The following is a 14,151-nucleotide window of genomic DNA, read 5'->3' on the forward strand; positions in this document are numbered from 1 at the left end:
TCAGCCCACCGCCCTGCGCATACCGCATACCTCCGGCATACCGCAACAATCATGAAACGTCAGATCCCCACCCGCCATAGCGAGTTCAACCTCAGTAGTACTCCGCAAGGGCATCGATGAGTTCGGCCATCGCCTTGGCCGGGTCCTGCCAGTAGAGCGCGATCTTGCCGTCAAGGGTCAGTATCTCCAGGTACGCGTCCTTCTCCATCTGCACACCGAAGATCCGGACGCCGGAATACCCTCTCGCGGCTTGGACGAGCCGATGCGTCCAGGCGTTTCCGATCGTGGCGGCTGTTCCGCAGAGGACGATCGGGCTTCCCCGCAGGAGTGCCTGTGACGTCTGCTCGGGAATTGATTCGCCGACCAGGACCGTGCCGCCGTGGACGACCTTGTACCCGGCCCGTGCGAGGGGCATGGCGATTGCCTCGGCGAGGTGCTCCTCACCCTCGGTGTGCGCGATCAGAACCTGTACCACTTGTCTCCCCCCGGTCTCGCGGATCGGACTGGATCGCAGATCGACGAATCAACGGATCAACGGATCAGCGGGTCAACGAATGGCCTTGATCAACTGACCGATTCCGATGTCCCAGTCCTTCGCGAGGTCCGCGTACTTGAGATCGGCGAGGATCGCCGGCGCCGATCCACCGAACTTCACCGGAAGAATGCGGATGTCGTGGCCTTCGAGTTGGCGGTACAGGGCGGACATCCACTCGCGCGAGGTCCATGGGCTCATGACACCGTCCGGCGCCGCCGAGTAGCACAGGATCAGGTATGAGGTGCCTGCCAGTCCGGCGTTGATCCGTTCGACGATGGAGTCGCCCAGTGCGATGTCCCATTCGTCGAACCACACGGTGTGGCCGACCGAGGAAAGGTCCCGGGCGAGGCGCTCCGCAGTCGCTGCGTCGTCTTTCCGGTGACTGACAAAGACATGAGCCAATTCGGTTCCCAAGGGTTGTCGGCCAGCACTCGGTCACCCCATGTTACGCACGAACCCCGCAGCCGGGTCCTCCTCGGTCGCGGTCAACTGTCCGTTCCGGAAGGGCCGTTCAGGCACCGTGGTTCTTCCTCCGTGACTCGTCGTCCCCACCCCGGACTTCCGCCTCGCGGCCGAGTTCTGGCAGATCGCCGACCCGCGCACCGCATTGCTGACCAACGCCATCGTCGGCGGCACCCCTGCCTACCGCCGTGAGTTCACCCAGGGCGACACCTCCACCGGGCCGGACGATTTCGACGACTGGGTCACCCGCGCCGTTCTCAACCCGGCGCGCCCGCTCTTCCGGGAGGCCCGATACCTTCTCGCCGAAGAGCCCGAACTCCACGACACCGCGCTGTACCACTCCCTACGGGCCGCCATCGCCGCGGGCAACGCCGCCCGTGGCGGTATCGCCGACTACCTCGGCCGCAAATCCACTGACCTCGCGCATCCGCTGAGCGTTCTGCAGGACATCGGCGTGATCACCCACGAAGCCGACGCCTTCCGCCGCAACCGTTCCGCCTACCGCATCGCCGAACCGCTCGTCACCTTCTACCACGCGGTCATGCGCCCGGCCTGGGGCGACCTGGAACGCCCCGGGCGGGCACCCGCCGTATGGCGCCGTGTCCAGTCCACCTTCCGCAGCAAAGTCGTGGGCCCGCGATTCGAGCAGGTCTGCCGGGAATGGGCCCGCTGGCACGCGGCGCCCGACACTCACTGCGGACAGGTCGCGCGCGTGGCCGGCGGCACGGTCAACGACCCCGCCGCCAAGACCGGCCACGAAGTCGACGTCGCCGTCCACGGCGAGGCCCACAACGGCCGCGAGACGCTGCTTGCCATCGGCGAAGCGAAGTGGAACGACGTGATGGGGGTCGGGCACCTGGAACGCCTCCGGCACATCCGCGGCCTTCTGACCGCGCGCGGCTCGGCCACCGAGGCGACGAGGCTGCACTGCTTCAGCGGTACCGGCTTCACCGATGAAGTGCATCACCTGGCCAAGAACGACCCCACGATCCAACTGATCGACCTGGCCCGCCTCTACCACGGGGAATGACCGCGGATCCGTAGACCCGGACGGCGGTCTCCACCCCGTCAGCACTCGATGATGTTCACCGCCAGCCCGCCCCGAGCCGTCTCCTTGTACTTGACCGACATGTCGGCGCCCGTGTCCTTCATCGTCTTGATGACCTTGTCCAGCGACACCTTGTGCGAGCCGTCGCCCCGCATGGCCATCCGTGCCGCGGTGACCGCCTTCACCGCGGCCATGCCGTTGCGTTCGATGCACGGGATCTGGACGAGGCCGCCCACCGGGTCGCAGGTGAGGCCGAGGTTGTGCTCCATGCCGATCTCGGCGGCGTTCTCGACCTGTTCGGGGGAGCCGCCCAGGACCTCGGCCAGGGCGCCCGCTGCCATGGAGCAGGCGGAGCCGACCTCGCCCTGGCAGCCGACCTCGGCACCGGAGATGGACGCGTTCTCCTTGAAGAGCATGCCGATCGCGCCCGCGGCCAGCAGGAAGCGGACCACGCCGTCCTCATCGGCGCCCGGAACGAAGTTGATGTAGTAGTGCAGTACCGCCGGGATGATGCCCGCCGCCCCGTTCGTCGGGGCTGTCACCACGCGGCCGCCTGCCGCGTTCTCCTCGTTCACGGCCATGGCGTACAGCGTGATCCACTCCATGGAGCGGGCCAACGGGTCGCCCTCCGCCCGGAGTTGACGGGCGGAGACGGCGGCGCGGCGGCGTACTCGCAGTCCGCCCGGCAGGATGCCCTCGCGGGACATGCCGCGTGAGACGCAGGCCCGCATCACCTGCCAGATCTCCAGCAGGCCCGCGCGGATTTCGTCCTCCGTGCGCCAGGCCCGTTCGTTCTCCAGCATCAGCGCGGAGATCGACAGGCCCGTGTCCTTCGTCAGGCGCAGGAGCTCGTCGCCCGTGCGGAAGGGGTACTTGAGCACCGTGTCGTCGAGCTTGATCCGGTCCGCGCCCACCGCGTCCCCGTCGATGACGAAGCCGCCGCCCACGGAGTAGTACGTCTTCGTCAGCAGCTCCGTGCCCGAGGTGTCGTACGCCCAGAGCGTCATGCCGTTGGCGTGGTACGGCAGTGCCTTGCGGCGGTGGAGGACGAGGTCCCTGTCGAAGTCGAAGGGGATCTCGTGCGTGCCGAGCAGGCTGATCGTGCCCGAGCCCTTGATCGACTCCACCCGGCCGTCCGCCCCCTCCACGTCCACCGTGCGCGGGGAGGCGCCCTCCAGGCCGAGCAGCACCGCCTTGGGCGTGCCGTGGCCGTGGCCGGTCGCGCCCAGGGAGCCGTACAACTCGACGCGGAGGGAGGCGACGGAGCCGAGCAGCTCCTCGTTGCGCAGGCGGCGGGCGAACATGCGTGCCGCGCGCATCGGGCCGACCGTGTGGGAGCTGGACGGGCCGATGCCGATCGAGAACAGGTCGAAGACCGAGACGGCCACGGTGACTCCTCAGAACAGGGGTGGTGCGGGGGCGCCCGGCGGGCGCAGGGAGCGGGGCACCGCGCACTTCCGGTTCCAGTGTGCGCGGTGCCCCGAGAAAGGCGACGGAAGGCGACGAACGGCGGCCTACTTGGTGAGCCCCGGATACAGCGGGTGCTTCTCCGCCAGCGCCGTCACCCGGGCCTTCAGCGCCCCCACGTCGTACGACGGCTTCAGCGCCTCGGCGATCACGTCCGCCACCTCGGCGAAGTCCTCGGCGGTGAAGCCGCGGGTCGCCAGGGCCGGCGTACCGATGCGGAGCCCCGAGGTCACCATCGGCGGGCGAGGGTCGTTCGGGACGGCGTTGCGGTTGACCGTGATGCCGACCTCGTGGAGGCGGTCCTCGGCCTGCTGACCGTCGAGCTCGGAGTTCCGCAGGTCGACGAGGACCAGGTGCACGTCCGTGCCGCCGGAGAGGACGTCCACGCCCACGGCCTTCACGTCGTCCCGCACCAGGCGCTCGGCGAGGATGCGGGCCCCGTCCAGCGTCCGGCGCTGCCGCTCCTTGAAGTCCTGCGAGGCGGCGACCTTGAAGGAGACGGCCTTGGCGGCGATCACGTGTTCCAGCGGGCCGCCCTGCTGACCGGGGAAGACCGCCGAGTTGATCTTCTTGGCGAGGTCCTGGACGGAAAGGATCACGCCACCGCGCGGGCCGCCCAGCGTCTTGTGGGTCGTGGTCGTGACGACGTGTGCGTGCGGGACCGGGTTCGGGTGCAGCCCGGCCGCCACCAGACCCGCGAAGTGGGCCATGTCGACCATGAGGTACGCGCCGACCTCGTCCGCGATCCGCCGGAACGCGGCGAAGTCCAGCCGGCGCGGGTACGCCGACCAGCCCGCCACGATCAGCTTCGGCTTGGACTCCTTGGCCAGCTTCTCCACCTCGGCCATGTCGACCAGGCCGTCCTCGCCCACGTGGTAGGCGACGACGTTGTAGAGCTTGCCGGAGAAGTTGATCTTCATGCCGTGGGTCAGGTGCCCGCCGTGCGCGAGGCTCAGACCCATGATCGTGTCGCCGGGCTTGAGCAGCGCGAACATCGCGGCCGCGTTGGCCTGCGCGCCCGAGTGCGGCTGGACGTTGGCGTGCTCGGCGCCGAAGAGCTCCTTGATGCGGTCGATGGCGATCTGCTCGACCACGTCGACGTGCTCGCAGCCGCCGTAGTAGCGGCGGCCCGGGTAGCCCTCGGCGTACTTGTTGGTCAGCACCGAGCCCTGGGCCTCCATGACCGCGACCGGAGCGAAGTTCTCCGAGGCGATCATCTCCAGGGTGGACTGCTGGCGGTGCAGCTCGGCGTCGACGGCGGCGGCGACGTCCGGGTCCAGCTCGTGCAGGGGTGTGTTCAGGACAGACATACGGCTACGACTCCTCAGCCGGCGGAAAAGGCGGCGTACTCGTCGGCGGAGAGCAGGTCGGCCGGCTCCTCCGTGACGCGTACCTTGAACAGCCAGCCGCCCTCGAAGGGGGCGGAGTTCACCAGCGACGGGTCGTTGACCACGTCCTCGTTGATCTCGGTGACCTCACCGGTGACCGGGGCGTACAGGTCACTGACGGACTTGGTCGACTCCAGCTCGCCGCAGGTCTCGCCCGCGGTCACCGTGGCACCGGCCTCCGGGAGCTGGACGAAGACGACATCGCCGAGCGCGTTCGCCGCGTGCTCCGTGATGCCGACCGTCGCGACGCCGTCCTCGGCGCCCGACAGCCACTCGTGCTCCTTGCTGTAGCGCAGGTGCTGGGGGTTGCTCATGGCCTGAATTCTCCTGTATGCGCGGGAGTGCTGATGAAGGGGGACTGCTGGAACTGCTGGTGGGCACAGGTTATGTGCGCAGGGTCAGGGTCTCGCTACGGGCCGCGCCCAGCGTCTGACACGCTCAGCGCGTCGTCGGGAGCGACAGCCAAGTCCCAACGACCCGAGCGGGTCCCGTATTTGCTCTGGCGGCCGGGAGGGTCGTCGCTGGGCAGGCACGACCTGTCAAACTCCCCGGAGCGATCCATGGGGAGAGTCTCCCGGCTTCAGCCGGGAGAGAACTTCAATTCTGGCGCTTGTAGAACGGCAGCGCCACGACGCGGTACGGCTCGTGGCTACCCCGAATGTCCACACCGACACCCGGGGTGTCCACGGCCGCGTGCGCCGCGTCGACGTACGCCATCGCGATCGGCCTGCCCAGGGTGGGCGAGGGGGCGCCGGAGGTGACCTCGCCGATCACCCGGCCGTCGGCGACCACCGCGTACCCGGCGCGCGGGACCCGGCGCCCCTCGGCCACCAGCCCGACGAGGACGCGCGGAGGGTTGGCCTCGGCACGGGAGGCGGCCTCGGCCAGCGCCGCCCGCCCCACGAAGTCCCCCTCCTTCTCGAACTTCACGACCCGCCCGAGCCCCGCGTCGAAGGGGGTGAGCGAGGTCGACAGCTCGTGCCCGTACAGCGGCATGCCCGCCTCCAGGCGCAGGGTGTCCCGGCAGGACAGGCCGCAGGGCACGAGCCCCACCGGGGAACCCGCCTTGGTCAGCGCCTGCCACAGCTCGACGGCGTGCTCCGGCTTCACGAACAGCTCGAAGCCGTCCTCGCCGGTGTACCCGGTGCGCGCGATGAGCGCCGGGACGCCCGCGACCGTGCCGGGCAGGCCCGCGTAGTACTTCAGGCCGTCCAGGTCGGCGTCGGTCAGGGACTTGAGGATGCCGGGGGACTCGGGGCCCTGGACGGCGATCAGCGCGTACGCGTCCCGGTCGTCGCGCACGGACGCGTCGAAGCCCTCGGCGCGTTCGGTCAGCGCGTCCAGCACCACCTGGGCGTTGGAAGCGTTGGCCACGACCAGGTAGTGAGGAGACGCGGCCTCGGTTTCGGCCAGCCGGTAGACGATCAGGTCGTCGAGGATGCCGCCGTCCTCGCGGCAGATCATGGTGTAGCGGGCGCGGCCGGCCTTGACGCCCCCGATGTTGCCGACCAGCGCGTAGTCGAGCAGTGCGGCGGCGCCCGGACCGGTGACCGTGATCTCGCCCATGTGCGAGAGGTCGAAGAGGCCCGCCTTGGTGCGCACGGCGAGGTGCTCGTCGCGCTCGGAGCCGTAGCGCAGGGGCATGTCCCAGCCGGCGAAGTCGGTCATCGTCGCGCCGAGCGAGCGGTGCACGGCGTCGAGCGCGGTATGGCGCGGTCCAACAGGTCCAACAGGGGAGTTGCTGCTCATCGGTTCTGCTCCCAGGGCATGACGGGCGAGGAAAGTTCCTCCCCATCTGTCATCGGAACCTGAGAGGTTCATCATGACCGTACGTACTGCTGGTCATGACTTGCACCTTGGGTGGAGCCACCACGACAGCGGCTCGCTTTTCAGATGTGCCTCGCCCGCGCGGTAACGGGGCCTGAGAGATTCAAGGGAGGGACTTGCTCCTTCGGCGCCCCGGCGAAACGGTGCTGGGGACTCTCCCGCGCGGATTCAAGCGGCCGGTATGCAGTTGGCGGGCACATCATTGCACGCATCGGTGCGGCACGGCAGGGGGACCTCGCACAGCCCGCGCACAGCGTCCACAGGGAGACACGGCAGGCGACACAGCGTCCTGTAGCAGGCTTGTGTCGGTACGCGGACAGAAACAGGAGGCATACGCCATTACCTTCTCTTTACGCTTTACGGGCATGGGACTCCGTACCCATTGGGGAGGACGAACACGGTGAACAGGACCACGGCGTACGCGACGACCTCGGGCATCGCGCTGCCCGAGCAGCCCACTGCCCCGGCCCGGGAGGCGTGCGGCCCGTTCCCGAAGGCGGTCGTCCGCGATCTGCGGGAGCGCTCGGGGCGCAGCCCGCACGGACTCTCCTTCGGACCCGACGACCTCGTCGTGGTCACCGGCCTGCCCGGTAGCGGCAAGTCGACGCTGATGCGCCGCGCGGTGCCGGGCGTACGTATCGACTCCCAGGACACCCGCGACCGCTTCGACGCGCGCCTGGCGCGCTTCCTGCCGTACGCGGTCTACCGGCCGTTCGTACGGTTCGCGCACTACGCGGGTCTGCGCCGCGCCCTGCGTGCCGGCGGGGGAGTCGTCGTGCACGACTGCGGTACTCAGGCGTGGGTGCGCGGCTGGCTCGCCCGCGAGGCCCGCCGCCGGGGCGGCGTCCTGCATCTGCTGCTGCTCGATGTCACCCCCGGCCAGGCCCGTGACGGCCAGCGCGAGCGCGGCCGCGGGGTCTCCCGGTACGCCTTCGTCCGGCACCGCGGTGCCATGGCCCGGCTGCTGCGCTCCGTGGAGACGGGAGACCTGCCGGACGGCTGCGGCTCGGCGGTCCTCATCGACCGGGACGCGGCGAACGCGCTCAAGCGGATCGACTTCGCGGGCTGAGCCGATTTCGCGGGCTGAGCCGACGGGCCGAGCTGCTCTTAGGGCCTGAGCCGACCTCGCGGCCTGAGCCGACCTCGCGGCCTGAGCCGACCTCGCGGCCTGAGCCGACCTCGCGGCCTGAGCCGACCTCGCGGCCTGAGTCGACCTCGCGGCCTGAGTCGACCTCGCGGCCTCAGCCGACGGGCCGAGCCGGCCTCATGGCCTGAATCGACTTCGCGGGCCTGGTGGCCGTATCCCCCCTACGCGCTAGGGTTTTCGCCACCAGGGCAACACAGGACAAGCGGCAGGCAGAGATGGACTTCCCGGCGGACTTCCCGGCACAGGCGCACCCCCAAGGTCACGGCGGATGGCCCGGCAACGAGCTGGAGGAGGTCCTCTCCGTCTCGCTCGGCCAGCCCTCGGCGGGCGGCCGGATCATCGAGGTCCTCGGCCGCAGCTTCCTCTGGGTGCCGCTGCCCGAGGGCGGCGGTCCCCGCAGCGGCCCGCTCGACCTGCCCGGCATGGAGATCGAGGGGCAGGCGTACGTCCCGGTCTTCAGCTCGGAGGAACAGTTCCGCCAGGTCGTCGGCACCCACATGGGGTACGCGGTCGCGCCCGCAGCCGAGTTCGCGCGCGGGCTGCCCCCGCAGGTCGGCATCGCGCTGAACCCGGACGGCGTCGTCGGCGTACCGCTCCCGCCGCCCGCCGTGGCCGAGCTCTGCCAGGCCGGCCGGACCCCGCTGGACGGTGCGAGCGGCGCCCGCGTACGCCTGTTCGAGCCCGACTGGCAGGACGATCCGGTCGACTTCCTCACCGCCGCCTCCGCCGAGTTCGACGGCACCGGCGTCGTCCTCACCGCCCGCCGCTGCCTGGCCGCCATCGAGACCGCCGACCCGGTGATGTTCGTAGGCGTGGAGCTGTCCGCATGGGAGGCCGACTCACGTACCCTCCCGATGGACGCCCTGGGCCGGGCGTTGGGTAAGACCCCGGTGAAGTGGCCGGTAAACCTGGTCCTCATGGACGTAACCCAGGACCCGGTGGCCGACTGGCTGCGCAACAGGGTCCGCCCCTTCTACCAACGCTGACTGCAACCGCGCCCCTTAAGGGGCGCGGGGCTGTGTTGACATACGGCTCCGCCGCGCGGGCGCGACAAGCCACAAACAACTGGCAGTCAACGGATCACAGCCAGCCCCTAGCTCCCACGGCACAACCCAGAGGAGCGCCTAAGCTGGTTTCATATCCAGGGTCCAGGTCTCCAAGGTCCAACTCGAAGGGCGGTAAACGTGAGCGCGAGCGGCACGGCCGCAGCCGGGCAGGTAGAGCACATGCTGCGCCAGGTGACGCCCGGGCGTTACGACGCCTACGAGGCGCTCCTCCGCGCGCTCGCGACCCCGTCCTCCGGCCAGGTCTGGATGCTGTTGTGGCACGGCCAGGCGGGCTCCCCCGACGCCCAGTACGGGAACATGGAGGTGGACGGCTACGGCTACGCCCCGTGCGTCACCTCCGCCCAGGAACTCTCCGCCAGCGGCTGGAACCGCTCGTACGAGGTGGTCGACGGAGTCGACGTCGCCCGGACCCTCTACCCCGACCACTACGGCCTGTGGCTCAATCCGCATGCCCCGGGCGGCGGCGTCGGCATCCCCTGGCTCGATCTGCGCCGGATCGCCACGGGCCTGGAGCGCCAGCCCTCGGGCCCCCTCCGCCTCTCCGAACCGGGCATCGAGATCCCGCAGTTCTACGCCCTGCTCTCGCAGAACGCGCACCGCACCCCGGCCGTCCGCTCCCTGCGCCGCGCCTGGGTGCAGCCCGCGCTCGGCGCGCCGTACCTCGCCATCGGCCTCGACGTGTACGACACCTCGCCGCCCGCCGTCGACTCGGTGCGCGCGATGATGCAGCAGTCCATCGGCGCGGTCCCGGACGGGCTGCCCGTCTCGACCGTGGCGATGTCCGACGAGTACGACCCGGTCGCGATGTGGCTGCGCGCCAACACCCGCCCGTTCTACGACCGCGAGGCCCATGGCGCCGCCCCCGCCGGGGACTACGGCTATCCGCCGGTCCCCGGCCACCAACCGGGCGCCGCTGCTCCCCGGGCGTACTGACCGGCATCTGCCGCACCCGACGGCACCCGCCGACGGCCCAGAACCCGCTGTAGCCCGGCCGACCCGCCGTCCAGGCACCCCACGCCGTCCGGCAGACCTGCCGGACGGGCCGGTTCGCCGAAGGGCTGATCTGTCGGCAGGGCGCTCTCGTGCCGTCGCGTGGGTCGGCGTTCGGCTGGTCTGCCGCCCGTATACCCTCGCGCCGTCCGGTCGGCCTGCCGTCGGGCGGGTTCGTCGTCCGGTCGGTCCGCTGACCGACCGGTCAGGAAGCCCTCGGCCCGCTCTGTATCACCATTCGGAACACCCGATTCCCGGCCGAGCGGCATCCGCGGAACCTCTCGCACCCTTGTGCCCACCGACTGCCGCCTGTATCAGGCAAGTTAACTGCACGCATCCTTGATGTACCGGAAGCTTGCGTTTTGGTGAGTGTTCAGATCTCAGGTAGGTATCACCGCTATGCGGACTGTTCTCGGTCGGGTGCCGCGTCTGTAGTGTGCGGGGGTCAACACGCATTCCTCACAGCGGACCCCCGGAGTGGCCCCCTATGCGCATACGCAGATCCCGAGCCGCCAGGGCGATCACGGCCGCGTTGACGGTCGGTCTGATCGCCACCGGTTGCGCCAGCGAGCGAGACACGGAGGACGAGAACGGCGGCGAGGACACGTTCGTGTTCGGCGCCCCGGGCGACCCGGGCTCGCTGGACCCGGCACTCGCGAGCGACGGTGAGACCTTCCGGGTCACTCGCCAGGCCTTCGAAGCGCTCCTTGAGCACGAGTCGGGCGGCAGTGAGCTCGTCGGCGGTCTCGCCGAGAGCTGGGAGAGCAACGACGAGGGCACCGTCTGGACCTTCAACCTCCGCAAGGGCGTGAAGTTCCACGACGGCGAGGACTTCAACGCCGAGGCCGTGTGCGCCAACTACGACCACTGGTTCAACTGGACGGGCACCTACCAGTCCAGCGCGGTCTCCTACTACTGGCAGTCCATCATGGGCGGCTTCGCGAGCAACGAGGACGAGGAGACGGCGGAGGCGAACTACAAGTCCTGCACCGCTCAGGACGAGAACACCGCCGTCATCGAGGTCAAGGAGCCCTCCGCGAACCTGCCGGGCGGCTTCTCCCTCCAGGCCCTGGCCATCCACTCGCCGAAGGCCATCGAGGAGTACGAGAAGCAGGAGGCGACCGCCAAGGGCGACGCCATCACGTACCCCAAGTACAGCCAGGAGGCCGGCACGGTCGCCGGCACCGGCCCGTACCGGATCACGAAGTGGAACAAGGGCAACAAGGAAGTCACCCTTGAGCGCTTCGACGACTACTGGGGCGACAAGGCCAAGGTGAAGAACCTGGTCATCCGCACCATCGACACCGAGGAGGGCCGCCGCCAGGCGCTCCAGGCCGGTGACATCGACGGTTACGACCTCGTCTCGCCCGCCGACGTCAAGACCCTGGAGGACGAGGGCTTCGAGGTCCCGACCCGCGGTGTCTTCAACCTCTTCTACCTCGGCATGACCCAGGAGAAGAACGCGGCGCTGAAGAAGAAGGAAGTCCGCCAGGCCATCGCGCACGCCCTCGACCGCGAGAACCTGGTCAAGACCCAGCTGCCCGAGGGCGGCAAGGTGGCCACGCAGTTCATGCCGGACACGGTCGCCGGCTACTCGGACGACGTGACGACGTACGAGTACGACACGGCCAAGGCCGAGCAGCTCCTCGCGGACGCCGGTGAGAGCGGCCTGGAGATCGAGTTCTGCTACCCGACCGAGGTCACCCGCCCCTACATGCCCGCCCCCCAGGACCTCTTCGAGCTGATGAAGGCCGACCTGGAGAAGGCCGGCATCAAGGTCACCCCGAAGCCCATGAAGTGGGCCCCGGACTACCTCGACGCCACCGAGGCCGGCTCCTGCGCCCTGCACATGCTGGGCTGGACCGGTGACTTCAACGACGGCTACAACTTCATCGGCACCTGGTTCGCCGGGTACGACACCCAGTGGGGCTTCAAGAACCAGGAGCTCTTCGACGCGGTGAACGCCGGTTCGGAGCTGGGTGACGCGGACGAGCGCACCGCGGCGTACAAGAACGCCAACGAGGTCATCATGGACTACCTGCCGGGTGTCCCGATCTCCTCCTCCCCGCCTGCCATCGCGTTCGCCAAGAATGTCAACCCGCCGAACGTTTCCCCGCTGACCCAGGAGAACTTCGCGGAAGTCTCCTTCAAGTAGGCAGAGACAGGCACAGCACAGGTCCGCCCGGCCGCTGCAACTCGGCGACCGGGCGGACCCGTATCTGAAGTCACACACGCTAGAAAGGGGCATGCGGGGTGCTGCGTCTCGTCGTACGAAGACTGCTCCAACTCATTCCCACCCTGCTCGGCCTGTCGGTTCTGCTGTTCCTCTGGCTGAACCGGCTGCCCGGCGGACCCGCCTCAGCGATCCTGGGGGAGAGAGCCACCGAGGCCGAAGTGGCGCGCATCAACCGCGCGCTGGGGCTCGACGAGCCCCTCCATATCCAGTACTGGCGCTTCCTCAGGCGGATCACCGAACTCGACCTGGGCACCTCCGTGCAGACCGGACAGCCGGTGTGGGACGAGTTCACGCTGCGCTTCCCCGCCACCATGGAGCTGTCCGTCGCCGCGATCCTCATCGCCGTGGCGGTCGGCGTCCCGCTCGGTTACTTCGCCGCCCGCAAGCGGGGCGGCTGGCTGGACGTCACGGCGGTCTCCGGTTCACTCGTCGGGATCTGCGTCCCGGTCTTCTTCCTCGCCCTCATCCTCAAGGGGATCTTCGCCGTCGAACTCGGGATCTTCCCCAGCTTCGGCCGCCAGTCCACCGGTATCAACGCCACCGACGTGACCGGGTTCGCCGTCCTGGACGGCATTCTCACCGGGGAGTTCGACGCCTCCTGGGACGCCATCACCCATCTGGTGCTGCCCGCCGTCACCCTGGCCTCCATCCCCCTCGCCGTCATCGTGCGCATGACCCGCGCCAGCGTTCTGGAGGTGCTGGGCGAGGACTACGTCCGCACCGCCGAGTCCAAGGGCCTGCAGCGGCGCGTCGTACGGGGACGGCACGTGCTGCGCAACGCCATGCTGCCGGTGGTCACCGCCGTCGGCCTGCTCACCGGCTCGCTGCTGTCGGGGGCCGTCCTCACCGAGTCCGTCTTCGCCTTCGGCGGCATCGGCTCCTTCATCCGGACCGCGATCGACAGCCGTGACTACCCGGTGCTCGTCGGCTTCATCATGTTCATCGCGATGGTGTACGTCCTGATCAATCTGCTGGTGGACGTGGCGTACAGCCTCATCGACCCGAGAGTGCGGGTGCACTGACGTGAGCACCACGAAAACCGAGAAGATCCAGCGCCTCGCGGAGCTTACCGCCCAGCACGAGACCACGACCGGCGCCAGTCTGTGGCGGGAAGCCTTCCGGCGGCTGAAGTCCAGCAAGATGGCGATCATCGGGGCCGGCATCATCGCCGTCTTCGTCGTCCTCGCCGTCGTCGGCCCCTGGACCGCCCCCTACTCGCCGACGGCACAGACCTGGCGCGGGGATGTCCTGGTCAACCAGGGCCAGTTCGTCGGACCGCGCGGCGAGAACTGGCTCGGCCTCGACCACCTGGGCCGGGACATGTTCTCGCGCATGCTGGTCGGCGCCCGGCAGACACTGCTCGTCGGTGTCGTGGCGACCCTCATCGGGCTCGTCGTGGGCTTCCTCATCGGCGGGATCTCGGGCGCCGCGGCCACGCTCGGCGGCGCGGCGGGCAAGCGCCTCGACTCCTTCGTCATGCGCGTCACCGACATGATGCTGGCCCTGCCCTCGCTGCTGCTCGCCGTCTCCGTCGCCGCGGTCATGGGCCAGTCCCTGACCACCGTGATGATCGCTGTGGGTGTCGTCCAGGTGCCGATCTTCGCCCGGCTGCTGCGCGGTTCGATGCTCGCCCAGGGCGGCGCCGACTATGTGCTGGCCGCCCGTGCCCTCGGCGTCCGCAGAAGGCGCATCGTCCTCACCCAGATCATGCCCAACTCCCTGAGCCCGGTGATCGTTCAGGCGACGCTGTCCCTGGCCACCGCGATCATCGAGGCGGCCGCCCTGTCCTACCTGGGCCTCGGCAACCCCGATCCGGCGGTTCCCGAGTGGGGTGTCATGCTGTCCCAGGCGCAGCGCTTCTTCGACAACGCGCCGATGATGGCGGTCTATCCGGCCGTCGGCATCATCATCACCGCCCTCGGCTTCACCCTGCTCGGCGAGGCCATGCGGGAAGCCCTCGACCCGAAGTTGCGAGGCTGAACCA

The 14,151-nt window shown here is 69.2% G+C and carries 13 protein-coding genes and 2 riboswitches; of the genes, 7 read left to right on the forward strand and 6 right to left on the reverse strand.

What is annotated here, in order from left to right; all coding sequences use genetic code 11:
• Positions 1-91 precede the first annotated feature (91 nt).
• Entirely contained in the window at positions 92-475 is a 384-nt protein-coding gene (locus ACWD3C_RS05680; protein WP_451140429.1) for a hypothetical protein, read from the reverse strand.
• 72 nt (positions 476-547) lie between these two features.
• A complete protein-coding gene (locus ACWD3C_RS05685) occupies positions 548-949 on the reverse strand; it encodes a toll/interleukin-1 receptor domain-containing protein (RefSeq protein ID WP_451140431.1) in 402 nt (133 codons plus the stop codon).
• A gap of 193 nt (positions 950-1,142) precedes the next feature.
• Here ACWD3C_RS05685 and ACWD3C_RS05690 point away from each other — a divergent pair, with 193 nt between their 5' ends.
• Positions 1,143-2,027: a hypothetical protein gene (locus tag ACWD3C_RS05690; RefSeq protein ID WP_451140433.1), complete on the forward strand. Its 885-nt coding sequence runs from the start codon at positions 1,143-1,145 to the stop codon at positions 2,025-2,027.
• Between the two features lie 38 nt (positions 2,028-2,065).
• Here the strand turns inward: ACWD3C_RS05690 and ACWD3C_RS05695 are convergent, their stop codons facing one another.
• The 4 genes from ACWD3C_RS05695 to gcvT all read right to left on the reverse strand — a co-directional run bounded on the left by ACWD3C_RS05695 (position 2,066) and on the right by gcvT (position 6,649).
• Positions 2,066-3,433, reverse strand: a complete 1,368-nt coding sequence (locus ACWD3C_RS05695) for an L-serine ammonia-lyase (RefSeq protein ID WP_451140435.1) — start codon at positions 3,431-3,433, stop codon at positions 2,066-2,068.
• 126 nt (positions 3,434-3,559) lie between these two features.
• The gene (gene glyA, locus ACWD3C_RS05700) at positions 3,560-4,822 is read right to left on the reverse strand and encodes a serine hydroxymethyltransferase (protein WP_451140437.1); all 1,263 of its coding nucleotides are present in this window, start codon (positions 4,820-4,822) and stop codon (positions 3,560-3,562) included.
• A 14-nt stretch (positions 4,823-4,836) separates the two neighbouring features.
• Complete coding sequence (gene gcvH, locus ACWD3C_RS05705; protein WP_451140439.1) at positions 4,837-5,214, reverse strand: glycine cleavage system protein GcvH; 378 nt, start codon at positions 5,212-5,214, stop codon at positions 4,837-4,839.
• Between the two features lie 283 nt (positions 5,215-5,497).
• Positions 5,498-6,649: a glycine cleavage system aminomethyltransferase GcvT gene (gene gcvT, locus ACWD3C_RS05710; protein WP_451140441.1), complete on the reverse strand. Its 1,152-nt coding sequence runs from the start codon at positions 6,647-6,649 to the stop codon at positions 5,498-5,500.
• 36 nt (positions 6,650-6,685) lie between these two features.
• A riboswitch (glycine riboswitch) is annotated at positions 6,686-6,799 on the reverse strand.
• A riboswitch (glycine riboswitch) is annotated at positions 6,800-6,898 on the reverse strand.
• Positions 6,899-7,127: 229 nt separating this feature from the next.
• On the opposite strand from gcvT, the gene ACWD3C_RS05715 reads away from it, so the two are divergent.
• The 6 genes from ACWD3C_RS05715 to ACWD3C_RS05740 all read left to right on the forward strand — a co-directional run bounded on the left by ACWD3C_RS05715 (position 7,128) and on the right by ACWD3C_RS05740 (position 14,147).
• A complete protein-coding gene (locus tag ACWD3C_RS05715; protein ID WP_451140443.1) occupies positions 7,128-7,796 on the forward strand; it encodes an AAA family ATPase in 669 nt (222 codons plus the stop codon).
• A gap of 293 nt (positions 7,797-8,089) precedes the next feature.
• A complete protein-coding gene (locus tag ACWD3C_RS05720; RefSeq protein WP_451140445.1) occupies positions 8,090-8,860 on the forward strand; it encodes an enhanced serine sensitivity protein SseB in 771 nt (256 codons plus the stop codon).
• A 198-nt stretch (positions 8,861-9,058) separates the two neighbouring features.
• Positions 9,059-9,874, forward strand: a complete 816-nt coding sequence (locus tag ACWD3C_RS05725; protein ID WP_451140447.1) for an enhanced serine sensitivity protein SseB C-terminal domain-containing protein — start codon at positions 9,059-9,061, stop codon at positions 9,872-9,874.
• 544 nt (positions 9,875-10,418) lie between these two features.
• Positions 10,419-12,086, forward strand: coding sequence for an ABC transporter substrate-binding protein (locus tag ACWD3C_RS05730; protein ID WP_451140449.1), 1,668 nt, complete (start codon positions 10,419-10,421; stop codon positions 12,084-12,086).
• Positions 12,087-12,184: 98 nt separating this feature from the next.
• Entirely contained in the window at positions 12,185-13,189 is a 1,005-nt protein-coding gene (locus tag ACWD3C_RS05735) for an ABC transporter permease (RefSeq protein WP_451140451.1), read from the forward strand.
• 1 nt (position 13,190) lies between these two features.
• Entirely contained in the window at positions 13,191-14,147 is a 957-nt protein-coding gene (locus ACWD3C_RS05740) for an ABC transporter permease (protein WP_451140452.1), read from the forward strand.
• The last annotated feature ends 4 nt before the right edge of the window (positions 14,148-14,151 follow it).

The sequence above is a fragment of the Streptomyces sp. NPDC002845 genome (assembly GCF_053591955.1).